General features: G+C 59.6%; 19 protein-coding genes. 10 read left to right on the plus strand and 9 right to left on the minus strand.

The features are described 5' to 3' along the window. The first annotated feature begins 15 nt into the window (after positions 1–15). The 6 genes from AC0L8G_RS15025 to AC0L8G_RS15050 all read left to right on the plus strand — a co-directional run bounded on the left by AC0L8G_RS15025 (position 16) and on the right by AC0L8G_RS15050 (position 8,991). Positions 16–1,812: an acyl-CoA dehydrogenase gene (locus AC0L8G_RS15025; protein WP_473384989.1), complete on the plus strand. Its 1,797-nt coding sequence runs from the start codon at positions 16–18 to the stop codon at positions 1,810–1,812. A 28-nt stretch (positions 1,813–1,840) separates the two neighbouring features. Continuing rightward, on the plus strand, positions 1,841–3,085 hold the full coding sequence (locus AC0L8G_RS15030) for a TetR/AcrR family transcriptional regulator (protein ID WP_473384990.1): 1,245 nt from the start codon (positions 1,841–1,843) through the stop codon (positions 3,083–3,085). Between the two features lie 133 nt (positions 3,086–3,218). After that, positions 3,219–3,977: an SDR family NAD(P)-dependent oxidoreductase gene (locus tag AC0L8G_RS15035; RefSeq protein ID WP_473384991.1), complete on the plus strand. Its 759-nt coding sequence runs from the start codon at positions 3,219–3,221 to the stop codon at positions 3,975–3,977. Positions 3,978–4,292: 315 nt separating this feature from the next. Beyond that, positions 4,293–5,477, plus strand: coding sequence for a Gfo/Idh/MocA family protein (locus AC0L8G_RS15040; protein WP_473384992.1), 1,185 nt, complete (start codon positions 4,293–4,295; stop codon positions 5,475–5,477). 191 nt (positions 5,478–5,668) lie between these two features. Continuing rightward, a complete protein-coding gene (locus AC0L8G_RS15045; protein ID WP_473384993.1) occupies positions 5,669–7,933 on the plus strand; it encodes a glycoside hydrolase family 3 N-terminal domain-containing protein in 2,265 nt (754 codons plus the stop codon). A 2-nt stretch (positions 7,934–7,935) separates the two neighbouring features. Then, positions 7,936–8,991 carry an SMP-30/gluconolactonase/LRE family protein gene (locus tag AC0L8G_RS15050; protein WP_473384994.1) on the plus strand — a complete coding sequence of 352 codons (1,056 nt, stop codon included), beginning with the start codon at positions 7,936–7,938 and terminating at the stop codon, positions 8,989–8,991. A gap of 12 nt (positions 8,992–9,003) precedes the next feature. Here the strand turns inward: AC0L8G_RS15050 and AC0L8G_RS15055 are convergent, their stop codons facing one another. After that, entirely contained in the window at positions 9,004–9,516 is a 513-nt protein-coding gene (locus tag AC0L8G_RS15055) for a gluconokinase (RefSeq protein ID WP_473384995.1), read from the minus strand. A gap of 108 nt (positions 9,517–9,624) precedes the next feature. On the opposite strand from AC0L8G_RS15055, the gene AC0L8G_RS15060 reads away from it, so the two are divergent. Genes AC0L8G_RS15060 through AC0L8G_RS15075 form a run of 4 tightly spaced genes read left to right on the plus strand, consistent with a single transcriptional unit; the run spans position 9,625 to position 15,503 of the window. Continuing rightward, positions 9,625–11,196 carry an aldehyde dehydrogenase (NADP(+)) gene (locus tag AC0L8G_RS15060; RefSeq protein ID WP_473384996.1) on the plus strand — a complete coding sequence of 524 codons (1,572 nt, stop codon included), beginning with the start codon at positions 9,625–9,627 and terminating at the stop codon, positions 11,194–11,196. Continuing rightward, entirely contained in the window at positions 11,193–12,332 is a 1,140-nt protein-coding gene (locus AC0L8G_RS15065; RefSeq protein WP_473384997.1) for a fumarylacetoacetate hydrolase family protein, read from the plus strand. The genes AC0L8G_RS15060 and AC0L8G_RS15065 overlap by 4 nt, the downstream gene beginning before the upstream one ends. Before the next feature lie 15 nt (positions 12,333–12,347). After that, positions 12,348–14,084: an IlvD/Edd family dehydratase gene (locus AC0L8G_RS15070; RefSeq protein WP_473384998.1), complete on the plus strand. Its 1,737-nt coding sequence runs from the start codon at positions 12,348–12,350 to the stop codon at positions 14,082–14,084. A gap of 60 nt (positions 14,085–14,144) precedes the next feature. Further along, the gene (locus AC0L8G_RS15075) at positions 14,145–15,503 is read left to right on the plus strand and encodes a GntP family permease (protein ID WP_473384999.1); all 1,359 of its coding nucleotides are present in this window, start codon (positions 14,145–14,147) and stop codon (positions 15,501–15,503) included. A 24-nt stretch (positions 15,504–15,527) separates the two neighbouring features. On the opposite strand, the gene AC0L8G_RS15080 is transcribed toward AC0L8G_RS15075, so the two are convergent. The 8 genes from AC0L8G_RS15080 to AC0L8G_RS15115 form a co-directional block, all read right to left on the minus strand. Continuing rightward, complete coding sequence (locus AC0L8G_RS15080) at positions 15,528–16,541, minus strand: alpha-ketoacid dehydrogenase subunit beta (RefSeq protein ID WP_473385000.1); 1,014 nt, start codon at positions 16,539–16,541, stop codon at positions 15,528–15,530. Between the two features lies 1 nt (position 16,542). Beyond that, positions 16,543–17,772, minus strand: coding sequence for a thiamine pyrophosphate-dependent enzyme (locus AC0L8G_RS15085; protein ID WP_473385001.1), 1,230 nt, complete (start codon positions 17,770–17,772; stop codon positions 16,543–16,545). Positions 17,773–17,915: 143 nt separating this feature from the next. Next, positions 17,916–19,925: a serine hydrolase domain-containing protein gene (locus AC0L8G_RS15090; protein ID WP_473385002.1), complete on the minus strand. Its 2,010-nt coding sequence runs from the start codon at positions 19,923–19,925 to the stop codon at positions 17,916–17,918. Positions 19,926–19,962: 37 nt separating this feature from the next. Further along, on the minus strand, positions 19,963–21,096 hold the full coding sequence (locus AC0L8G_RS15095) for a DUF819 family protein (protein ID WP_473385003.1): 1,134 nt from the start codon (positions 21,094–21,096) through the stop codon (positions 19,963–19,965). A 61-nt stretch (positions 21,097–21,157) separates the two neighbouring features. After that, complete coding sequence (gene dgcA, locus AC0L8G_RS15100) at positions 21,158–22,150, minus strand: N-acetyl-D-Glu racemase DgcA (protein ID WP_473385004.1); 993 nt, start codon at positions 22,148–22,150, stop codon at positions 21,158–21,160. Positions 22,151–22,155: 5 nt separating this feature from the next. Further along, complete coding sequence (locus tag AC0L8G_RS15105; RefSeq protein WP_473388884.1) at positions 22,156–23,178, minus strand: N-acetyltransferase DgcN family protein; 1,023 nt, start codon at positions 23,176–23,178, stop codon at positions 22,156–22,158. A gap of 46 nt (positions 23,179–23,224) precedes the next feature. After that, positions 23,225–23,551, minus strand: coding sequence for a hypothetical protein (locus tag AC0L8G_RS15110; RefSeq protein WP_473385005.1), 327 nt, complete (start codon positions 23,549–23,551; stop codon positions 23,225–23,227). After that, a complete protein-coding gene (locus tag AC0L8G_RS15115; RefSeq protein ID WP_473385006.1) occupies positions 23,485–24,339 on the minus strand; it encodes a hypothetical protein in 855 nt (284 codons plus the stop codon). Before AC0L8G_RS15115 ends, AC0L8G_RS15110 begins: the two co-directional genes overlap by 67 nt. Positions 24,340–24,395: the final 56 nt, after the last annotated feature.

Genomic DNA, 24,395 nt, shown 5'->3' on the forward strand with positions numbered 1-24,395 from the left:
TACGAAAGACAAGACATGTCCCAGATTGTGAGCCGGCCCGATCTCGAATTTTTGCTGTATCGCGTGGTGGGACTGGACAGAATCACGGCGGCGGAGCGGTTCCGCGCCTATGACCGGGACTCTGTGGGCGCAATTCTGGATGCCGCGCAAAAAATCGCGGAAGATTTCTACCTGCCCTGCGCCGCCGAAATCGACGCGCAAGAGCCCGCCTTTGTCGACGGCGCGGCCATCACGCATCCGAAGGTCAAGCCGGCGCTAAATGCTTTCGCAGAAGCGGGCCTCTTCGCCGCCGGTTTTGATGAAGAAATCGGGGGGCTGCAAACCCCCGCGGTACTGCAAACATCCATCAACGGCATGTTCTCCTGCGCTAACCTGTCTGTTCACAACTACGCCATGCTGACCATGGCGGCGGCGAACATGCTGAACGCATTCGCAAGCGAAAAGCACAAAGCGCTTTACCTGCCTCCGATGTTGGAAGGCCGCTGGTTCGGCACAATGTGCCTGTCGGAACCTCAAGCGGGATCTTCGCTGTCAGATATTCGCACCAAGGCGACGCCGATCGAAGGCGACCTCTATTCGATTAGCGGTTCGAAAATGTGGATATCCGGTGGCGAACAGGACATTTCCGAAAACATCGTGCATATGGTTCTCGCCAAAATTCCCGGCGGCCCGCCGGGCGTGAAAGGCATTTCACTGTTTCTCGTGCCGAAATTTCGCGTCGAACCAAATGGCGATCTTGGCGCGCCCAACAATATCGCGCTTGCAGGGCTCAATCACAAAATGGGCAATCGCGGCACGACAAATACCTTGTTGAATTTTGGCGATGACGGGGAGTGCCATGGCTGGCTCATCGGCGAACCCCATCAGGGCCTTCGCTATATGTTTCACATGATGAATGAAGCGCGCATCGCCGTCGGTCACGGGGCGACGATGCTCGGCCTCGCCGGTTTTTTGCATTCGCTGCAATACGCAAAAGACCGGGCGCAAGGCCGCAATCCGATGAATAAAGATCCATCGACGCCGCAAGCGCCGATCATTCAGCATGCTGACATCAAACGCTTGCTGCTGACGCAAAAGGCCTATGTGGAAGGCGCGCTCTGCCTCATTCTTTATTGCGCCTCTCTGGTCGATGAACTGGCTATTCTCGATGATGAAAGCGAGCGCGAAAGGATCAGCGATTTGCTCGACCTGCTCACGCCGATTGCGAAATCATGGCCGTCCGAATTTTGTCTCGAAGCGAACAAGCACGCGATTCAGATATTGGGCGGATATGGCTACACCAAGGACTATCCTGTGGAACGATTCTATCGCGACAACCGCCTGAACCCGATTCACGAAGGCGCCCATGGCATTCACGGGATGGACATTCTTGGCCGCAAGGTCCGGATCAAGAACGGCGCCGCCATGATTGCGCTGGAATCCGCCATGATGGAGACCATTGAAGAAGCGGAAAAATTTGACGCCTTATCCGCAGAGGCAGGGCAATTGGCCGACGCCTTGAGCCGGGTTAAGTCAACCATTCAAAACATCGTAGAATGCGGCGATTTAAACAAGGAACTGGCGAATGCGACACTCTTTCTCGATGCGTTCGGCCATATCGTCATCGCCTGGATGTGGCTCAAACAAGGCGTCGCAATAGAATCGAGCAGCGGCGCTATCGGCGACGCTGCATTCGTCAGCGGCAAAATCAGAGCAATGAAATATTTCTACAGATATGAGCTTCCGAAGACCGAACTCGGACTAAACCTCGCCGGACAGATGGATCAAACTTTTGCGGACGCCGGGGCTGACGAGTTTCTCGGATCAGCCTAACATTTTCGCGGCAACAGAGAAGACGCCCTTGAACCAACGGCAGAACACACAGCGCCAACATAGACAGCGCCGGGACGGCAAGGATTTCCGCAGCGATATCCTGTCGGCAAGTCTTGCCTGCATCGCCGACAAAGGAATTGCGCGCGTAACCCACCGGATGATCGCCGAGAAGGCCGGCGTGCCCCTCGCGGCGACGACCTATCACTTCGCGACCAAGCACGACATTATCGAAGCAGCGTCCAATAGCCTATTGCAGCAATATCTTTCACGGCTGCGCGCCGGGCGCCGGAAAATCGAGGGAAACGAGCTCGACCCTTCGTCGCTATTTGCGCTTGCCAGACAAGTCATCATCCGCGCCGGCGATCGCTACGCGACCGACACGCTTGCGTGGCTGGAGATCATCCTTCACGCCGGGCGCGACGAACGCTTCTCGCCGATGGCGGCGTCGTGGTTCGCTGACCTCAATCGCGAATGGGCCATGATGGTCGACGCAAAAAAGCTTCGCGGCGTCTATCCGGAAACCGTGGTTGAGGCGGTTATCGGCCTGTTATATCTGACGCGCTCGCTGGCGCTTTCCGGCGATGACATTCAGCGTCTTTTAAGCGACGACAATCCGCTGGGCGTTTTTTCCGAATGGACAACACCGGCGCCCGAGCAAGCGACGACGGAAATTGCGGCGACGGAAAAAGCAAGAAAAACCAAGCAAAGCATCATCGATGCTGCAATCGATATTATGCTGAAGGAAGGCCCCGCCTCCGTCACTCACAGGAATATCGCCGCTGTTGCGGGCCTGTCTGTCGGCGCGCCGTCCTATCATTATCCGAATATGAAATCGCTCTTCGCCGAAGCGCAGATCGAATTATATGAGCGCGCGAAAGACCGGTATCGCAGCGTCATGCGCGTAGCCGGACAGAAACGCCTGACGCGAAACGCCGTCGCTGAACTGACGACGACCATTTTTCTATTGGAAGCGACGCAATACCGGGATTTTAACGCCGCCTATTTCGCGGTCGGCCTTAACGGCGCCCGCATGCCGTCCTTGCGCAGTACGATTGCGCAATCCACTTACGAACAATGGCAAGCCTGGAACCGGATCCTGCAACCGATCAGCAAATCTTTTCGAGAGATTGACGGCCTCCTCGCGCAAGCGATTTTTCAGGGCCGCCTGCTTCGCCATCTCGGCGATCAGGCGAGCGCCGAAAGCCTGTTCCCCATCCGCAAGCGTTTTCAGGCGGATATTCGCGCCCTGGCGGATGGCGCATTCCAGCTTTAGATAACGTACATCTGTTCAGTTTTGTTGACAGCGCTATAACCAGACCGTATTTCCGGCTTTGTCGAAATCCGCATCGCGCCCCAGTGGATGGCCGATGCGAAAACACCGTCTCTGGCTGAAGAGGAGTTTACCTGTGGCGATAGAAGCAAACCTTCATGGTAAGAAAGCGCTTGTCACGGGCGCGTCGAGCGCCGGCTTCGGACGCCATTTCGCCCATGTGCTGGCGGATGCCGGCGCAACGGTCGTCGTCTCGGCGCGGCGCAAACCAGCGCTTGATGACCTTGTCAAAGAGATCAGCGGAAAAGGCGGCAAAGCCATCGCCGCCGCCCTGGACGTGACGGATCTGGAGTCCGTCGTCGCGCTCATGGGCGAGCATGGCCCCTTCGATATAGTTGTAAACAATGCGGGCGTATCGGTTCCAAAGCCGATCCTTGATCAAACCGAAGACGACTATAACTTCGTCATCAACACCAATCTCACCGGCGTCTGGAATGTCGGCAAAGAAGCCGCACGCAGCATGAAAGACGCTGGTATTGCTGGCTCCATCATCAATATCGCGTCGATCACCGGCTTGCGTCAGGTCCAAGGCATCACGCCTTACGCAACATCAAAAGCCGCCGTCATTCAGATGACAAAGCAAATGGCGCTCGAATTTGCGCGATACAATATTCGCGTGAACGCCATCGCGCCGGGATATTTTGAAACGGATTTGACCAGAGAGTTTTTTGACTCAGAACCCGGCAAGGCATTGATCAAACGCATTCCAATGCGCCGCCTGGGCGACTATCCGAGCCTGAATGGTCCGCTATTGCTGCTTGCTTCAAACGCCTCGGCCTTCATGACCGGCGCTGTCATCGCGGTTGACGGCGGACACCTTTTAAGCTCGCTCTAAAAAGCTCGGCGAAGTTCTGTCATCGCCCCTGGCGCCGCCACTCGGCGGCCCTTCTTCGCATGCGTAATTGCGGCGGCGCGACTCGCAGCCTGAGAACGTCCGGCGAAGCACGGCCGCGCGCATTTTCCTCCCGCATCCCGGAAAACCGCTTAAAACCAATACCCTACCGCATTAGAGCGCCTTCTTGTTGAGCGCTAACATAAATCGCGGTACGGTCTCCGTGACGGACAAAAATGCGTGGAAGTTTCGGGCCGCAAGACCCGGGCGAAACCACGAACACAAGAACCGTTCATTTGGGCCAAGGGGAGAAACGACGTGACGAAAACGCGCCAGACCGTATCCGAAGTTAGCCCCCATCCGATTCCCCGGCGGCGCCTCCTGCAATGGAGCGCGGCGGCTTCCGCCATGCCGGGCCTAATCGCGCCCTCTCATGCGTCGAAAACGAAAACCGAAAAACCGGCAGCCAAAGGTCAGCCCTTCCCTTCCGGCGCATCGCTGCCTTCGACGCCGCCGGCCGCGCCGCAAGGCGACAGCATCGGCATTGCGATTGTCGGTCTCGGCGGATATGCGCTGGCGCAGATCATGCCTTCCTTCGCCGCGGCGCGCGGCTGCCATATCGCGGCGCTGGTTTCCGGCAATGCAGACAAGGCGAAACGCGTCGCGTCCGCATATGGTCTCGCGGAAGATCAGATCTACAGCTACGAAAATTTCAGCGAGATCGCCGCCGATGATCGCGTCGATGCGGTCTACATAATTCTGCCGACAGGCTTGCACGCCGATTGGGCCGAACACGCCTTCGCTGCGGGAAAACATGTGCTCTGTGAAAAGCCCATGGCGCTGTCGGCGCAGGAATGCGAGCGGATGATCGCCGCTGCGAAACGCGCGGATCGCAAGCTGATGATCGGGTATCGCTGTCATTTCGAGCCCTTCAACTTGCGCGCAATGGAACTGATGCGTGACAAGGCCATTGGCGATCTGCGGCTGATCAGAACCGCCCATCAATACAAAACCGGCATGGCGACGCCGGCGGAAAACTGGCGCTTAAGCCGCGCCCTGGCGGGCGGCGGACCGCTGGAGGATTACGGTCTTTATGGATTGCAGGCGTCTTTATATCTGACCGGCGAAATGCCTGAAAGCGTCGCCGCATCGACGCTGCAACCGAAAAACGATCCGCGATTTGCAGAGATTTTCGCGCACACATCGACGCAATTGCGGTTCCCCTCGGGCGCAGTGGCGCAGCTTGCGACCTCTTATGATTCCTATGGGACTCAATGCGGTGTCGGCGCGCGGCTCCAGCGGCGCGCTCGTGATGGAGCCCGCGACCGGCTATGGCGGCAACACCATGGTCCTGCAAAAATTCGGATCACGCGAGACATTAAACCCCGGCGATCCGGGAACCCAGTTTTCAAACCAGCTCAGCCATTTCGCAGACGCCCTTCGCGACGGTGTCGCCATCCGCACGCCCGGAGAAATGGGTCTGCGCGACATTCGCCTTGTTGAAGCGATCTACAAGGCGGCGGCGAGCAGGCGCACGCTCGCGCTGAATGCGGACGGAACTGTGCGCGGCTGACACCTGCCAAAACAACATGCCAGTCCGGACGCAACGGACGACGGGAAACGCCGGGCGCGCACGCGTCCAGACTGTGGAGAGGATTTTTATGCGGCGGAACAAACTGACCGGAGCCCCTTGTTTGACAATATTGGGCGCGGTTCTTGTGTCGTGCCTGACATGGGCGCATGCGCAAACGCCGGACATTGACGCGCTGGTCGCCAAAATGTCGGTCGAAGAAAAAATCGGCCAGCTCAATCAGATCGCCGGCGGGCGCAGCAAAAATCTCAACTCGCGCATTGACGAGACGGAGCTTGATCGCGTGCGCAGCGGGCTCGTGGGATCTTATCTTCATGTCGCCGGCGCAGAGTTTTTGGGTGATTTGCAACGCGTCGCGGTTGAGGAAACGCCAAATGGCGTGCCGCTGCTTTTCGCCATGGACGTTGTGCACGGCTATCGCACGATATTCCCCGTGCCGATCGCCATGGCGTCAAGCTGGAACCCTGCGACCGTTGAGGAAATGGCGCGCGTCTCCGCGATCGAAGCATCCGCCGCCGGCTTGCACTGGACCTTCGCGCCGATGGTGGACATTGCGCGCGATGCGCGATGGGGCCGCATCGTCGAAGGCGCCGGCGCCGATCCCTATCTCGGCGCGGTCATGGCCGCCGCACAGGTGCGCGGATACCAGGCCGACAATCTCGCTGCCAACGACACCATTCTCGCAACCACCAAACATCTCGGCGCTTACGGCGCCGCCGATGGCGGGCGCGACTATGACAGCGCGGATATTTCGCAGCGCGAGCTGAACGAAGTCTATCTGCCGCCGTTCTACGCCGCCGCAAAGGCCGGCACCGCGTCCTTCATGACAGCGTTCAATGACATCGCCGGCGTGCCCACAACCGCGAACGGCGCGCTCATCAACGACACGGTCAGGAAGGGCTGGGATTGGGACGGCGTTATTTTGAGCGACTGGAACGCCATCGCTGAATTGATCAATCACGGCACCGCCGCCGACCGGACGGATGCGGCGGCGCAAAGCCTTGCCGCCGGCGTCGATATGGACATGACCAGCCGCGTCTTTGTGGATGAACTCAAGGCCGCGCTACAGCGTGATCCGTCGCTAATGCGCAAGCTCGACGCCGCCGTCAAACGCATCCTGAAAGCAAAGGCCGATCTCGGCCTGTTCGATGATCCGTATAAATATCATGACGGCTCGCGCGAAACCGCGCTCATGTTAAGCGACGCCCATCGAAAAGCGTCGCGCCGCGCTGCGGAAGAATCGATCATCCTTTTAAAAAACGAGCAAGGCCTGCTTCCGCTCCCGGCTGCGCCGAAGAAAATCGCGGTGATCGGCGCCCTCGCTGATGATGCTCTGTCCCAGCTCGGCTCCTGGCGGGCGCAAGGCAAGGCGGAAGATGTCATCACCCTGCTCTCGGGCCTTACGCGCCGCTATCCCGATGCGAAAATAACTTATGAACCCGGCTCCGAAGATGGCGTCGCAACTGCGAAAGCGTTGAAGCGGGCGACCCGCGCCGCTCGCGCCGCGGATGTGGTCATTCTGGCGATTGGCGAGGATTACGATCTAAGCGGCGAAGCGCGCAGCCGCTCGGATATCGCCCTGCCCCCGGCCGATGCGGCGCTTTTCGATGCAGTCGCCGGGTTAGACAAACCCTTCATCACTATAGTGATGAGCGGCCGCCCGCTCGCTTTGGGCGATGTGGCGGACCGCGCACCCGCAATGCTGCAAAGCTGGTTCCTTGGCGTTGAGGCGGGTGACGCCCTCGCCGCGATTCTTTCAGGCGATACTTCGCCCGCCGGGCGCTTGCCCGTCGACATGCCGCGCGTCACCGGTCAGTCGCCCTTCGTCTACAGCCATCGCAATACAGGCCGCCCAGCCGATCCGGACATCACGAAAGACACTGCCCGTTATCATGATTTGCCGATTACCGCGCAGTTCCCCTTCGGGCACGGACTAAGTTATACGAGTTTTGAATATGGCGACGCGCGCATCAGCAAAGACACGGCGCGCATGGGCGAGACCGTTACAATCTCGGTGCCCGTGAAAAACACCGGCGCTGTGGCGAGCGACGAAGTGGTGCAGCTTTATGTGCGCGATCCGCTGGCCTCCGTCGCGCGGCCCGTATCTGAATTGCGCGGGTTTAAAAGGCTGCATCTTCAGCCGGGAGAGCGCATGCAGGTCGAGTTCACCCTCACGCCGGAAAGTCTCGCCTTTTTCGATGCAAGCGGGAAATGGCGCGTTGAAAAAGGCGTCATCGAGGTGATGATCGGCGCGTCCTCCGCCGACATTCGCACCAGCACGCAATTTACGATCACCGAAGATGGCGTCGCGACATTCGCCGGCGCCGCCTTCGAGACGCAAACAAAAACAACGAAGCTGGAGAATTAGAGATGAACCTCAAAATATTGAGCGCCATGCTTCTCATGGCTTCAGCATGTTCAGCCAGCGCGCCAGACGCAAGCGTAAACGCCGCGCCGGAAGAAAAAGCAGCGACGCAGCTTCACTACAAGGATATTTCGATTAAGCGCCTCGATCCTCTGCTCGACGCAATCATCGCTGAGGATGCGAAAGCGGAGATTATCGCCGAGGGCCTTCAATGGTCGGAAGGACCGGTCTGGATCGGCGATGACCAAGCCGGTTACTTGCTGTTTTCGGATGTGCCCGGCAACCGCATGCACAAATGGAGCCGGGGCGAAGGCGCCAGCATTTTTCTGGAACCCTCAGGCGGCGCGACCGACATCCCCGGTTTTCGCGAACCGGGCTCAAACGGGCTGATCCGCGATGCAAATGACGGCGCCATCCTTGTCGCCAATCACGGCCTGCGCTCAATCGCGCGGCTCGACCTTACGAGCAAATCCTATGAGCTCGTTGCTTCAGCGTTTAATGGCGAACCTTTCAACAGCCCCAACGATCTGGCGTTGGCAAATGATGGCGCGATATTTTTCACCGATCCGCCCTATGGACTCGAAGGCATCAACGCATCGCCCATGAAACGCCAGCCAGCGAATGGGGTCTATCGGCGCGATGCTTCCGGCGACATCACTTTACTGATTGATGATCTCACCTTTCCCAACGGCATTGGCCTGTCGCCCGATGAGCAAACGCTTTACGTCGCAGTTTCCGATCCGCAAAGCCCGGTCATTTTGACCTATGACCTGACCGCCGACGATCTGGTGGTCAGCAAAAGATTGCTGCATGACGGCGCCGCAGATGTGGCCGCAGGCAAACCCGGATTGCCCGATGGGCTCGCCATTGACGCAACCGGCAATTTGTTCGCGACCGCGCCCGGCGGCGTTCACATCTTTTCGCCTGCTGGCGACTTGATCGGCATCATCGATACAGGCGTTGCGAATGCGAATTGTACAATTGGCGAAGGCGGCGAAACGCTGTTCATCGCGGCCAACACGCAGATCCTGCGCATTCCGCTTGCATCCGCCCATGACTAATATCCCAGAGCTTTATTTATCCGCGAGATACGCTTCAACCTGCCTGATCGCCGCCGCCAGCACATCGTCGCAGGGTAACGCCGCATCGACGAGGATGGCGTTTTCCGGGCGGCGAAGCGCTTCGAATTGCGAGCGCAACATGTCGGACTTCATGAAGTGGCCGGGCCGCTTTTCAAGGCGCTCGAGCAGCACGCCCTCCGGCGCATCAAGAAACAAAAACGCCGTCGGGCGATCAATCGCAGTATCGAGACGCGCCCTGACGCCGGGCGTCAGCGCTGAACAACTGGCGAAGACAAGCCCTTCGCGCGCATGGCAAATGGCGGACGCAAGCGCGTCGATCCATGGCCCGCGATCCGCATCGGTAAGCGGTTCGCCGCGCGTCATCTTTTCCACATTCTTCGCGGGGTGGAACTCATCGCCTTCCAGAAACGCCGTGCCAAAATGCGCAGCCAGACCAGCGCCGACAGTCGATTTGCCCGCGCCGGCGACGCCCATAACAATGATCGCATGTGAAGCCGTCGTCATAAATTCCCTGGCGAAGCGTTATTGCGAAGACCCTTTTGATCGTGGAACTGCGCCGAAGATGCAAGAAAAAATGGAGTCTGAAAGCATGCGAGCGAGAGGATACGCGTCATGAAGATCACCGGAGGGAATTTGATCGGCAGTGAGACGCGCGCCGGCGGCGCAGTGTTTCACGGACGCAATGCCGCGACGGGCGCCGCGCTTGAACCGGCTTTCAGCGCAGCGACGCAAGACGATGTGGCGCAAGCGGCCGGACTGGCCGCGCACTCAGCGATCGCATTCGCCGACCGGCCGATTGAAGACCGCGCGCAGTTTCTTGAAACAATCGCCGCCGCGCTTGAAGAGGTGAAAGACCCGCTTGTAGAGCGCGTGATGGCGGAAACCGCCTTGCCGCGGCCGCGCGTCGAAGGAGAACTCGGCCGCACAACCGGGCAGTTGCGATTATTCGCAAAGGAAGTGCGTGCTGGCGACTGGCTTGGCCTGCGCATTGATCACGCCCTGCCGGACCGGGCGCCGCTTCCCCGGCCCGACATTCGCCTACGTCATATTCCGCTTGGCCCCGTAGCGATTTTCGGCGCCAGCAATTTTCCCCTCGCCTTTTCCGTTGCTGGCGGCGACACGGCTTCGGCCCTCGCGGCGGGATGTCCGGTTGTCGTGAAAGCCCATCCGGCGCATCCGGGCGCATCGGAAATCGCCGGTCGCGCGATCATGGCGGCGATCAGAAAATGCAACATGCCGGAAGGAGTTTTTGCGCTGCTGCATGGGGGCGAGGATATCGGTTCGGCGCTTGTTCGCCATCCGGCGGTGAAGGCGGTCGGTTTCACCGGCTCGCGTCGCGGCGGCACGGCGCTGATGAACCTTGCCGCTGCGCGCCGGGAGCCCATCCCAGTCTTCGCGGAAATGTCGAGCGTCAATCCGGTGCTGATCATGCCCGCCGCCTTGAAAGCGCGCGGCGGCGACATCGCCAAAATGCTCGCCGGATCGATTACGCTGGGTGCGGGACAGTTCTGCACCAATCCGGGTACGGTGTTTGTCGCTTCAGATGATACGCAAAGCTATGACGCATTTCTGGCTGCGCTGACCGAGGAGATTGAGGCTGCGGCGCCAGCTACCATGCTCACTGAAGGCATCGCGGCCGCTTATGATTCCGGCATCGCAGCGCTTTCGGCGCGCGCCGGATTGCGCCGGATTGCAATGGGCCGCGCGGACGGCGCCTGCCGTCCTGCTGCGGCGTTCGAAACTGATCTTGCTCGTTTCGCAGCAGACCCGACGCTGCAAGAAGAAGTGTTCGGCGCCTCCAGCCTGATCATCAAAACGCCGGCGACGGAAAAACTCGGCGCCGTGATCGCCGCGATGGAAGGCCAGCTCACCATCACCGTGCAAATGGATGACGGCGATGCGCAAGCGGTCGGCGCTTTGCTGCCGGTCCTGGAGCGCAAAGCCGGGCGCATTCTCGTCAATGGCATGCCCACCGGCGTCGAAGTCTGCGATGCGATGGTGCATGGCGGGCCCTTCCCCGCGACCAGCGACGGACGCACAACTTCTGTCGGCACGCTCGCCATCAACCGCTTCCTGCGCCCGGTCTGTTATCAGAACTTCCCGGCGAGCTTGCTGCCGGACGGTCTCGCCGATGACAATCCACTGCGAGTTGCGCGCCGCATAAATGGCGCGCGGGAGTCATGACCATGGCGGTCTTTGATCCCTCAATTGACCTTCCCGCTGATTGGCGGTCGGGATTATTTGCTGGCCGCATCGACCGGGGTGATGGCCCGTCGCCCGTATTGTTGCGCGATGGGCGCCTTTTCGATGTTGCGGGCAAAGCGCCGACCGTTTCCGCTTTACTCGACAGCGACGTCACCGCGAAAGGCGAAGACCTAGGCGATCTCGACTCGCTCAATCTCTCCGTCAAAGACGGTGCGCCCGTTCGCTTGTTGAGCCCGCTCGATCTGCAATGCGTGAAGGCGGCAGGCGTCACCTTTGCGGCGTCAACCCTTGAGCGCGTCATCGAAGAACGCGCGGGCGGCGATGCGGGCAAGGCGAAAGAAATTCGCGCGCGGCTGGAAACTGACGTCGGCGCTGGCCTGCAAACGGTTGCGCCCGGCAGCGAAGACGCCGCCGCGCTGAAAGCCGCGCTCATCAAAGCGGGATTGTGGTCGCAATATCTGGAAGTCGCCATTGGTCCCGACGCGGAGATTTTCACCAAGGCGCCGATCCTTTCAGCCATCGGCTGGGGCGGCGACATTGGCGTGCGATCCGATTCCGGCTGGAACAATCCGGAGCCGGAAATCGTGCTGGTCGCGGACAGAAACGGAAAGCCCGTCGGCGCGACGCTGGGCAATGACGTCAATCTGCGCGACTTTGAAGGCCGTTCGGCCTTGCTGCTCGGCAAGGCGAAAGACAATAACGCTTCCTGCGCCATCGGCCCGCTTATTCGCCTGTTTGACGGCAAGTTCACCCTTGATGATGTGCGCCAGAGCGAAGTGTCGCTGCGCATTACTGGCGAAGACGGATTTGCGCTTGAGGGCGCCAGCTCCATGCGCCTGATCAGCCGCGATCCGGAAAACCTCATGCGCCAATGCTTCAGCCAGCATCAATATCCCGACGGCGCCGCGCTGTTTCTCGGCACCATGTTTGCGCCGACACAGGACCGGGACGAAGAAGGCGGCGGCTTCACCCACAAAATCGGCGATGTTGTGGAAATTCAATCCGACAAACTTGGACGCCTGATCAACCGCGTCACAACATCTGATCTGGCGCCGCCATGGACCTTCGGCGTCGGAGATTTAATGCGCTCGCTGGCGAAAAGAAATCTGCTTTGACCACAGGAAACGTCAATGACTGACAAAAAGAAAGACTTGCGCTCGCAGGCCTGGTTCGGCGACGCCGACAAGCCCAGCTTCATGCATAGAAGCTGGATGAAAAATCAGGGATTTCCCGCCCATCAATTCAAGGGCAAGCCGGTCATCGGCATTTGCAACACATGGTCGGAGCTGACGCCCTGCAATGCGCATTTGCGGCAGCTCGCAGACCGGGTGAAACAAGGCGTGTATGAAGCCGGCGGATTTCCGCTTGAGTTCCCGGTGTTCTCAAACGGTGAAGCGCTGCTGCGCCCGACCGCTATGCTGACCCGCAATCTCGCCTCCATGGATGTGGAAGAGGCGATCCGCGGCAATCCTATTGACGGCGTTGTTCTGCTCGTTGGTTGTGACAAGACGACTCCGGCGCTTGTCATGGGCGCGGCCAGTTGCGACGTGCCGGCCATTGTGGTCAGCGGCGGGCCGATGCTGAATGGCAAACATAAAGGTCAGAATGTCGGCAGCGGCACGCTGGTCTGGCGCCTTAGCGAACAGATGAATGCAGGCAAGATCACCGCCGAAGAATTCATGAGCGCGGAGGAATCCATGTCGCGCTCTGCGGGTTCCTGCAACACAATGGGCACAGCATCCACCATGGCGTCGATGGTCGAGACGCTGGGGCTGAGCCTGCCCCACAACGCCGCCATCCCCGCCGTCGATTCTCGGCGCTACGTACTCGCGCATATGTCAGGCATGCGCATTGTCGAGATGATCAAAGAGGGTCTGAAAATTTCCGACGTTGCGACACGCGAGTCTTTCCTGAATGCCATTCGCGTCAACGCCGCAATTGGCGGCTCAACTAATGCGGTCATTCATTTGAAAGCCATGGCCCAGCGCATGGGCGTCGAATTATCACTGGACGATTGGCAAACCTATGGACGCGACGTGCCGACCATCGTCAATCTCGTGCCGTCGGGTGAATATCTGATGGAGGATTTGTATTATGCGGGCGGCCTGCCGGTTGTGCTGCGCCGCCTCGGCGAAGCGGGCATCCTCGACAAGGATTGCCGCACCGTCAACGGCAACACGATCTGGGAAAATGTGAAGGACGCGCCCTGTTACAATGACGATGTCATTAAACCGGTTGATGCGCCGCTTGTCGCTCATGGGGGCGTCACCGTCCTGCGCGGCAATATTTCCCCGCGCGGCGCCGTGTTGAAACCCTCCGCCGCCACGCCGGAACTGATGCAACATAGCGGCCGCGCCGTCGTGTTTGAAAATTACGAACATTACCACGAACGCATCGCAGACCCGGATCTCGATATTGATGAGAGCTGCGTGATGGTCCTGAAAAATTGCGGACCGAAAGGCTATCCGGGCATGCCCGAAGTCGGCAATATGGGCTTGCCGCCGAAACTCCTGAAACAAGGCGTCACGGACATGGTGCGCATTTCCGATGCACGGATGAGCGGCACCGCCTATGGCACGGTCGTCCTGCATGTCTCGCCGGAAGCCGCTGATGGCGGCCCCCTCGCGGCGATTGAAAATGGCGACATGATCACGCTCGATGTGGGAAAGGGCCTGCTTTGCGTCGACCTCACCGACGCGGAAATCGAGGCGCGGCTGAAAGCCCGTAAAACCGGCGCGGACGCGCAAGATGACGGCTATGTGGGGCTCTATAAAAAACATGTTCTGCAGGCGGATGAAGGCTGCGACTTCGATTTCCTGATCGGTTGTCGCGGTTCAGACGTTCCAGCGGATCTCGCATTGATCTAAGGGACAGATTCTACGCAACGGGGCGCAAAAGACCCCGTGCGCATAAGGGGACGGAAAACCATGACAGAATTTCAGCCATTGATCGCAACCGGCGCGGGCGTCGTCGCGCTGCTGGTGCTCATTCTTTGGGCGAGAATGAACGCCTTTATCGCGCTTATTCTGGTCGCGATTTTGAGCGCCATCGCCGGCGGCATGGCGCCGGAAGCGGCGCTGGATACGGTGGTCGCCGGCATGGGCGGCACACTCGGCTTCATCGCCGTCGTCATCGGGCTCGGCGCGCTGTTTGGCGCGATGCTGGAAGCATCCGGCGGCGTGACCGCGCTGGCCAATGGCCTGCTCCATAATCGCGGCGTCGGAACCGGACGATGGGCGATGGCGCTGATCGGCTTGCTCGCTTCCATCCCGGTTTTTTTCGATGTCGCCCTGATCATTCTGGCGCCGCTGGTCTTCGCCGCCGCACGCCGCGCCACCATGCCCGCCATGTCCTTCGGCCTTCCCTTGCTCGCCGGTCTGGTTGTCGCACATTCATTCATCCCGCCAACGCCGGGACCGATCGCGGTCGCAAAAATATTCGGCGCCGACCTCGCCTGGATGATTGTGTTCGGATTGATTTCCGGCGCAGCGGCCGCCGCCGTCGCGGGACCGATCTTCGCTTCAATCCTCGACCGGATGAAAGCCATGCCGACGGGGCGAGATCATATGTCCGAAGCAGCGCCGAATGACGATGCGCCGGTCATCGGCGCCGGGGCGACCGCGTCGATCATCATCATGCCGCTGGTGCTCATCCTCGCCGGCACGCTGGCGCGCACCATGATCGCGGAAAACGCGGAAGGCGCGCTTGGCGCCCTTCGCTATTTGCTCGTGCTCATCGGCCATCCTTTTGTCGCGCTCATCCTCGCTTGCGGCGGCGCCTATATGTTTTTCCGCGGCGCGCCGTCAGCGGCGAGAGAAAAACTTTCTGTCGCGCTGTCCAAAGCGCTCGAACCCACAGGCGCGGTTATCCTCGTCACCGGCGCGGGCGGCGCGTTCAAGCAAGTGCTGGTGGAAACCGGCGCGGGCGCCCAACTCGCCGAAGCGGCGCTCAGTTTCGGCATGACGCCGATCATCGCCGCCTATGTGCTGACGCTGTTGATCCGCATCGCACAGGGCAGCGCCACGGTCGCGATGATCACCGGCGCCGGACTGGTGGCGCCTTTCGCCATCGCCGCTGAACTTTCCGGACCGCAACTGGCGCTGGTGGCGCTTTCCTGCGCGGCGGGTTCCGCCGCCCTGTCCCATGTGAATGATTCCGGTTTCTGGCTGGTCGGCCGTATTTTCGGCCTGACGCCGAACGAAACCCTGCGCACCTGGTCCGCAACCGCCACCATTGCCAGCATCGCCGGCTTTGCCGTCATCAATGTTCTGGCGATTTTTGTCTGACGCGTCGCAGGGCGTCGGTGTGCGTTAAGCGGCGAGGCTTCGCTTCAACGCCGCACTGACCCGCGCAGGACCGGGAAAGTAATCCCACTCAAACGCATGGGGGTATGGCGTGTCCCATCCCGCGACGCGCTCAACCGGCGTTTCGAGATGATAAAAGCAACGTTCCTGGACCAACGCACAAAGCTCTGCGCCAAAGCCGGCGAAACGCGACGCCTCATGCACGACGACACAGCGACCGGTCTTGCGCACCGACGCGACTATCGTATCGATATCGAGCGGCACGATTGATCTGAGATCGATCAGCTCTGCGTCGACGCCGCTCTCTTCAATCGCCGCCGCGCTCACATGCACCATGGTGCCATAAGCGAGAACGGTGACCGCGGCGCCTTCACGCACGACCGCAGCCTTGCCTAGCGGCACCGTGTAATGCCCCTCGGGCACATCCGCCGCCGGATGCCCGGCCCAGGTGGTCACCGGGCGTTCATGATGGCCGTCAAACGGGCCGTTATAGATGCGCTTGGGCTCCAGAAAGATCACCGGATCGTTGCATTCGATGGAGGCGATCAACAATCCCTTTGCGTCATAAGGGGTTGAGGGGATCACGGTTTTGACGCCGGTCACATGAGCGAAAATCGCTTCCGGGCTTTGACTGTGAGTCTGGCCGCCATAAATGCCGCCGCCATAGGGCGAGCGCACGGTCAGCGGCGCGCTAAATTCACCATTAGAGCGATAACGCAAGCGCGATGCTTCCGAGACAATCTGGTCATAGGCAGGCAGGATATAGTCCGCAAACTGAATTTCCACGACCGGCCGCAGCCCGTTGGCGCTCATCCCGATCGCGGTCGAAACAATCCCGCCTTCGGAAATCGGCGTATCGAAACACCGCGTCAATCCATGCTTGGCCTGCAGTTTGTCGGTGACGCGAAAAACGCCGCCGAAATAGCCGACATCCTCACCGAAAATCAGTACATTCGGGTCGCGCCCTAGCATGACGTCAAGCGCATCGTTCAGCGCCTTGATCATCGACATTTCCGGCATGTCAGACTCCCAATTCGCGGCGCTGCTCAACAACCCGCCAGTCCGGTTCTTCAAACACGCCTTCGAACATTTCTTTCAAGTCCGGCTTTGACGCGCCAAGCACACCGGAACGCTCGCATTCCTTGACCGCCGCCCTCACCTCTTCGGTAAGCGCCGCCTTCAACGCCTCATGCTGTTCCTCACTCCATTCATCAATGGAAATCAGATGCCGTTTCAATCGTTCAATCGGATCGCCCAACGGCCATGCGCCGGCGTCGCCTGCGGGACGGTATTTTGTCGGATCGTCGCTGGTCGAATGGCCTTCCGCGCGATAAGTGAAAAATTCAATCAGCGTCGCGCCGAGATTAAGCTTGGCGCGTTCCGCCGCCCATTGCGTCGCCGCCCAGACCGCCAGGAAATCATTGCCGTCAACGCGCAAGCCGGGCACGCCATAGGCAAGCGCTTTCGCCGCAAAAGTTGTCGCTTCAGCGCCGGCGATGCCGGAAAAAGTGGAGATCGCCCATTGATTATTGGTCACGCATAAGACGACCGGCGCGCGATAGACGCTGGCGAAAGTCAGCGCTTCATGAAAGTCGCCCTCCGCCGTTGTGCCCTCGCCCATCACCCCCATGGCGATGCCGTCTTCGCCCTTATAGGCGGACGCCATGGCCCAGCCGACCGCATGACCAAAGCGGCTGCCCACATTGCCGGACAAGGAATAAAATCCGTAATCGCGCGCAGAAAACAGGATCGGCAATTGCCGGCCTTTCAACGGGTCTTTTTCATTTGAAAAAATCTGATTGATCAGCGGCGTCAGCGGATGATTGCGCGCCATCAACCAGCCGAGAAACCGGTAAGTGGGAAAGCACATGTCGCGCGCGCCAAGCGCCATGGAAGTGGCGACCGCAATTGCCTCTTCTCCGGTGGACTTCATATAAAAGCTGGTCTTGCCCTGACGCTGCATCAGGAAAAGCCGTTCATCGAAGATCCGCGTCAGCAGCATGGCGCGCAACCCGTCCTGCAATCGCGCTGCAGAAATATCCGGGCGCCACTCCCCTTGCGCTTGAGCGTCGTCATCCAGCACGCGGACGAGCGAATAAGGCAAATCGCGAACCGCCGCTTCCGCCGTGTCAGGATTTGGACGGCGGACAGCACCCGCGCCCGGAATGACAAGGCCGCTGAAATCCGGCTGATCGCCCGGCCGGGTCTTGGGCGCCGGCACATGCATGACAAGTTTTGACGGTGGTTTCATCGAACACCTTCTCTGCAAGATAAGACTTTCCCCTACACCAAAAGGATCGCCGGCGCTAACGGAGCCAGCGCCGGCGCCCAATTGTTGATGAGCCAAGCTCCATAACACGCCGGGCGCATTATGGAGCTTAGCTAATCTTGTTGTTAGTAGGTCGTATTGAGGCTGAGCAGGCCGCTGATCGCACAGAACCAGATGACGATCATGATGGCGAGGGGGAGCACGAGGCTCCACACTTTGCCGAACCAGCTCCGCGCGCTGCGCCAGACCACCGTCATATTCCACAGCGCAATGGCGAACCCCGCATAGAGCAAGACTTGCGAGAATTGCGCAATGCGTATCTGTGCATCGAACGACGCATTCAGCGACGTCAGAGACGAACTCAAGGTTTGTATAACCAGCATCCACAAAATGAGCTGAACAAACACAAGAACGATCCCGACGCGCACGAGACGATGCGCCATCGCTTGCTGACCGGTCAGCGCGAAGCTATTTTTATAGCGCCAGCGCACGACCGCACGCACCGGCCACATAACAAGCGTCAGCCCCAGCACTCCAAGCGCCGCCATCAGAAGCGGCGTCAACAAGCTAGACGAGCGGTACCATGGCGGCGGGATCAGTTTCATGAATGGCGAGACTGGTTCAAAACTGAAATGGTCGATCTTGCCGTCTTCAGTAAGTTTGGCCGCCAGCAATGCCGACCCTTCAGTACTGCGCCACACAAAGGGTTGCACCTCGCGCCAGCGCAATTCAGTCGCGCCGAGCGGAACGATGAGATCACCGTCCTTGTTCATCGTAATCTTCATCTGTCCCAGATAGCGGGTCAGCGCGACAAAGTTGGTCGCCGATGAGCGCGAACTTTCGTAAACACCGGCGACAAGCGCGCCGTGTTCCTTGGCCGTATCGAGACGCGGTTCAAAGGGGACTTGCGTTTCGGGGAAATATCGTAACCCGAAATTTTCAGCCAGGCGCCCGCGCAACATCAGCGTGCCGCCGCCTGTGCCGGAACTGTTGAACGACACGAAAAGGCCAACACCCTTGTCGAGAAAGATCGACAGATCGGAATGGAAGAAGACCGTATCGCCGCCATGACCGATGCTGCGCAGCTCGCCGCGGTTTTGCTGATAGAAGCCCAACGCCATAGCGTTCAGGGGCGGCGTATGCTGATCGATTGTCTCATACATCATGCGCGCCGTTTCCGGTTTCAACAGCGGGCCGCCCTGATTGAGATGAGCGATCATGAACCGGCCCATATCGGCGCCGGTCGAAGCGAGCGAGCCCGCCGGTCCAGCCGGGATAAGCTCATAATAACCCGGTTCTGAATCCCCCGAATTCCTATAGCCGCTAGACATGTTGTCTTTGAATTTTTCAGGCAGCGGCATGTGAAAGGTCGAATGCGCCATGCCGAGTGGCTGGAAAATGTGATTGTCGATATAGTCTTCGAACGACTCGCCTGAGATGCGCTCGACGATGTACCCGGCAAGGCCCGTCGCATAATTCGAATAAGCAGGAACCTCGCCCGGCGGAAAGATACGCCCCGGAATGGAAGATTTAAGATAATCTTCCAGCGACATCAGCTGTTCCGGCTTTTCAAGGATCAGATTTCGCACGGCTTCTTCAAAGCCCGCCGTGTGTGTCATCAAATGGCGGACCGTGATCGGCTTGTCGAAAGCGTCGGGAATTTTGAAATCGAGATAGGTGTTGACGTCTTCGTCGAGGTCGACCTTGCCCTGCTCCACCAGTTGCATGACCGCAGTCCAGGTGAAAAGCTTGGAGACCGAACCCGGACGGAACATCGTCTCATAGCCGTCAACAGGCTTGCGGGTTTCAAGGTCTGAATAGCCGAAGCCGCGGCTGGTCAGGATTTCGCCATCTTTAACGACCGTCACGACCGCGCCGACAATCTCGCTGTCTTTAAGGGCGTAAGGCATGAAACCGTCGAGCCATGCGTCTACATCGGTTTTTGTCAGCTCGGGTACGCCCTCGGCTGATTGAGCGACGGGTTCGAGCACGGTTTCCGTGACCGCCGCCTCGTCCGAAACCGCAGTTTCGGGCGTGAGGGGGTTAAGGTCTTGCGCCGCCGCCGAAGCGGGGAGCAGTAAAGTCGCGGCCAATAACGCGGCCGCTGCGTTTCGTGCGAGTGCTGTTAACGACATGTTGCCTCCAGACATTTTAAATCTACGCAGTTGGTCATCAGCTCGCGCCCCCGAGCAGTGTGAAAATTGCAAGCCCGACAAAATTGCCGAGCACATAGCCGAGAATGCCGGTGAGCACGCCCGGCGCGACGAGATTGCGCCATTTGAGCAGGATCGCGATCGCCGCTGCGATGGGCGGCCCCGCGATACAGGCCAGCGACGCGACGACAAGCTCGGCATAGTTGAGCTTGAAGATCGCGCCTGCCGCGAACAGGAAGATGAGATGCGTCGCGAAGATAACGCCGACCATGATGAACAGGCCGGGCGCCGCGCTCAGCATCGCATTGATGTCGGCGCCCGCGCCAATGATCGCAAAGAACAAATACATGAAAATCATCGCGATCACGTCTTCGCCTTGCAGCTTCGCGAAATATCGCCGCCCAAGCGTCGCCAGCGCCGTCATCAGCACGGTGATGAAGAGCAGGCTGTAACTTTCCAGCCCCAGCGCCGCCGCCATCCATTGGCTTAGCGCGACCACAATCGCCGCAGCGGCGAGCGCCGTCAGCAGGTTCGCCAGTTGCAGCGGCGCGGCTTGTGTTTCAACCGATGCGCTCGGTCCGTCGAAAATCATTTCCGCACGCCATGGAAACAAGCGATGGAATATGGTCCAGGCGGCAGCGAGGTTCATCATGATGATGAAGCCGACGCCGATAATATTGTCGATGGCGAGCGCCGCCGCGAGTTGCGAGGCGTCATCAAGCTTCACAGCTTCTGCGACAGCGACGAAATTCAGCGAGCCGCCCGTATAGGTCGCGCTGAACACCGCTGCGAGCTTGGCTTCGTCAGGACCGAGATTGAGAAAACTCGCCGCGATGACCGCGCCAACCGCTGTTCCCGCCATCCCTGCAACAAAGCCGATCAGCACACGCCCGCCCTCGCGAAAGACCTTGATCAAGTCGGCCTTGATCAGGAACATCGCAATGGAGAGCGGCACCAGATACGACCAGATGCCCCCGTAAAGCGGCGCGCTGCGCGGAATGATTCCAAAATGCGCGGCTGCGATCGCAGTCAGCAGAATAATGCCGACGCCGGAAATGCGCTTGCCAACCGCCGTGCCTTCAAGCGCAGCAGCGGTCGCCGACAAGGCCAGCAAGATGGCGAGCAGACCGAATATGTTATCCGCTGCGATCACAGCACCGCGCCATTTGCGGGCGGTGAAAGCCGGTGCGCCTGCGAAAGGGTTGCTGAGCCGGTCATGCGGCGCAACCCCAGAACCCGGTCTGCGGCGCGGTCACCACTGCTCCGTCGTAATTCATGCGTGTCGCATAGTCCGATTTCAACGCCAGCGGCCCGTCGAGATCGACGAAGTCGCAAAGCTGCGCGATCACGAAAGCGGGCGCCATGGAAAGCGACGTGCCCACCATATTGCCGATCATCAGCCGCTTGCCCGCCTGCTTTGCTTCTTTCGCAAGCGCCAGGCCTTCACTCAGACCGCCCGTCTTGTCGAGCTTGATATTGATCATGTCATAGCGCTTGAGCGCCGGCGCCAGTTCGCCGCGATGCAAGCAGCTTTCATCGGCGCAAAGGGGTATCGGCGAGTCAAATCCTTCAAGCTCTTCATCGCCGCCGCGCGCCATTGGCTGTTCCAGCATGGCGACGCCCAGTTCCGCAAATGGTTTGACCACATCCTTCAACAAGGAAAAGGAGAAGCCTTGGTTAGCGTCGATGACGATGGTGGCGTCGGGACGCGCTTCGCGAATGGCGGCGATGCGTTCAACCGGCTCAACGCCGTCCAGTTTGATTTTCAACACCGGATAGGCGCTGGCGCGCGCGGCGTTTTCCGCCATCTCTGCTGGCGTCGCCTGAATGCCGATTGTGAAAACGGTTCGTTGCGGCTTCGGGTCGATGCCGGTCAGCTCCCAGATCGACTTGCCGCTCCGTTTCGCCGTCAGGTCCCACAAGGCGCAATCGACCGCATTGCGCGCGCCGCCCGCGGGCAACAAGTCCTGCAAATCATCAAGGCTGATCCCGCGCTCAATCTCGCCGCGCACCGCTTCAACCTGATCCAGCAAAAGATCCGCGTTCTCATTGAGGTAATAGGCGCCAAGCCCCTCCCCGCGTCCGGCGCAGCCATCATCGACAAGTTCGACCACAATTGCGTCTGCGCTGGTGAAGACATGTCCGGTAATCCGGAACGGCGCCTTCATCGGCCAGGCTGTCTTGTGAACGTTTAACTGAAGGCCCATTCGTTTTACTCCGCCATCAACTGGTCGATGATTGCACTGACGCCATCGAGGATCGGGTCGACTACAGGAAGCCCCGTTTCTGCGGCGTATTTTTCATAAAGCCTTGCGCGTTCTTCCTCGGAAAGCCGGCTCGTATTGAGCGACAGGCCGACAAAGCGCGCCTTCGGATTCACCCGCCGCGCCAGCGCAAGATTCATGTCGATGATTTCCGTCAGCGGCGCGATGGGAAAACCATGGGCTCCTTCCATCCCCAGATGGAAATCGCGCGACGGGTCATGACAGAGCACCAGCGCATCAGGCTGCGAACCGTGCAGCAGGCCAAGACTGACGCCGGCGAAACTCGGATGCGTCAGCGACCCTTGCCCTTCAATGACGTCCCAATGTTCCGCCGGCGCCGAGGGCGACAGAATTTCAGCCGCACCGGACAGGAAATCAGCCACCACAGAGTCGATGGCGATCCCCGAACCGGCGATCATGATGCCGGTCTGTCCCGTCGCCCGAAAATCCGCGCTCCATCCGCGCGCCCGCATTTCCCGTTCAATGGCGAGGGCGGTGTATTTCTTGCCGACAGCGCAATCGGCGCCGACGGTCAGCAAACGCTTGCCAGTGCGTTTCGCGCCGGTTGCAATGGGAATGTTCTTCGGCGGCGTCCGCACATCGACCAATTGCGCGCCCGACTGGCGCGCCGCCGCCGCGATCTCCGGAAAATCCGCGAGGCGCGCATGCATGCCGGAGACAATATCAAGCCCGGCCCGCGCCGCCGCGGCGAGATCGGCGATCCATGGCGCGGAAATGGAACCGCCGGCCGGCGCCACGCCGATCACCAGCGACTTCACGCCAGACTCGACCGCGTCATCAATGCACATTTCGCGAATGCCGCCATCGACCCGGCAGCCGGCGGCGCGCATTTGCCCGGCGCATAACTCACGCCGCCATTGAATGAGCCCAAGCCCGGTCTTGGCATGACCGAAATCCTGCACATCGCCGAAATAGATCAGATAGGGCGCACGCAGATTATGCGGCGACACCGGCTCTTCAAACGTTTCAGCGGCGCGCTGATGCGCCCAATTCTGACTAGCGAGCGTCACTCATCGCCTCCACATGGTTGGTGTTCGTCATGATGATTTTATAAAGTCCGATGGTCAGCAAGGGCGCGATGACGACTGCGATAAACGCGTAAGACAGCGCGCCATAGCCTTTTGCGATCAAATCGATGAGCCCGACCGCGCGGGCCAGAAAAATTGCAACGCCCAGCAGGATCGCCGCCAGCGCAAAGCGCGCCCAATGAGGAAAGACGATGTTCTTTTCTGAAAAGGCGGATGCTGCGCGTTCGTTCACCGCATGAACGATGCCCGCGCCGGTCTCAACAAAGGTGCCGAACAACACGATCTGGAACACCACAAAAACCACACCGAGTTCAGCCCTTGCAGGACTGACAACACCGGCACGGCTTCTTGTTGAATCGCCGGATATTGCGAGAGCATGGCCAGGAACACCATCACCGCCGGGATCACCCCGGCCAATCCCGCCACCAGCCCGGACACCAGCGCCTCTTTGCGGGTTTTCAGATAAGGCAGCACAAACAGAACGGCGCCAAGCGCGATGAGATTATAGGCGGCGTAGCGTATGCCGTCGACAACCCATGAGCCGCTTATTTCAGCCTGAGCAAGGGCGCCGGAAATATCGGCGCCGAAATTTGCAAAGACCCACACCAAAAACACTCCGTAAACGGCGTAAAGCACGAATGACCAGCCAGCGAGCACGCGCTCAATCATCTTGCCGCCGAAAAACGCCAGCGCGCCGACGGCGCCGAGCAAAATCATCGCGCCGGCGATCGGGGGCAGCCCCAGCGCCTGCGCCATCATTTCACCGGCCGCAGAGCCAAGCACAGAAAGGACGAGCAATCCGATTAGCAAGTAGAGCACCTCAAACACGCGCCAGAACGGCCCGATCAACGCCCGAAAGAACGTGCGATAATCATAGCCTTTGCTGATCCTTGCAAATTCGAAAGCGACAGCCAGCAAAACGCCCCAGACCAGCGCGGTGACCGCAAGGCCCAAGAGCCCGCCAAGCGGTCCGTGAGTGAGAAAAAATTCAGCGATCTCACGTCCGGTGCCATAGCCGCCGCCGACGATCACCGACTGAAAGATCAGGCCCGGCAGCATATATGTCTGGAAAAATTTCTTCATGTGACATGTATCGCCGGTCTGTCCGGTAAATCCGCAAAAAATGGCGACCCGGCGCA

Source organism: Hyphococcus sp. D3-15, assembly GCF_055809375.1.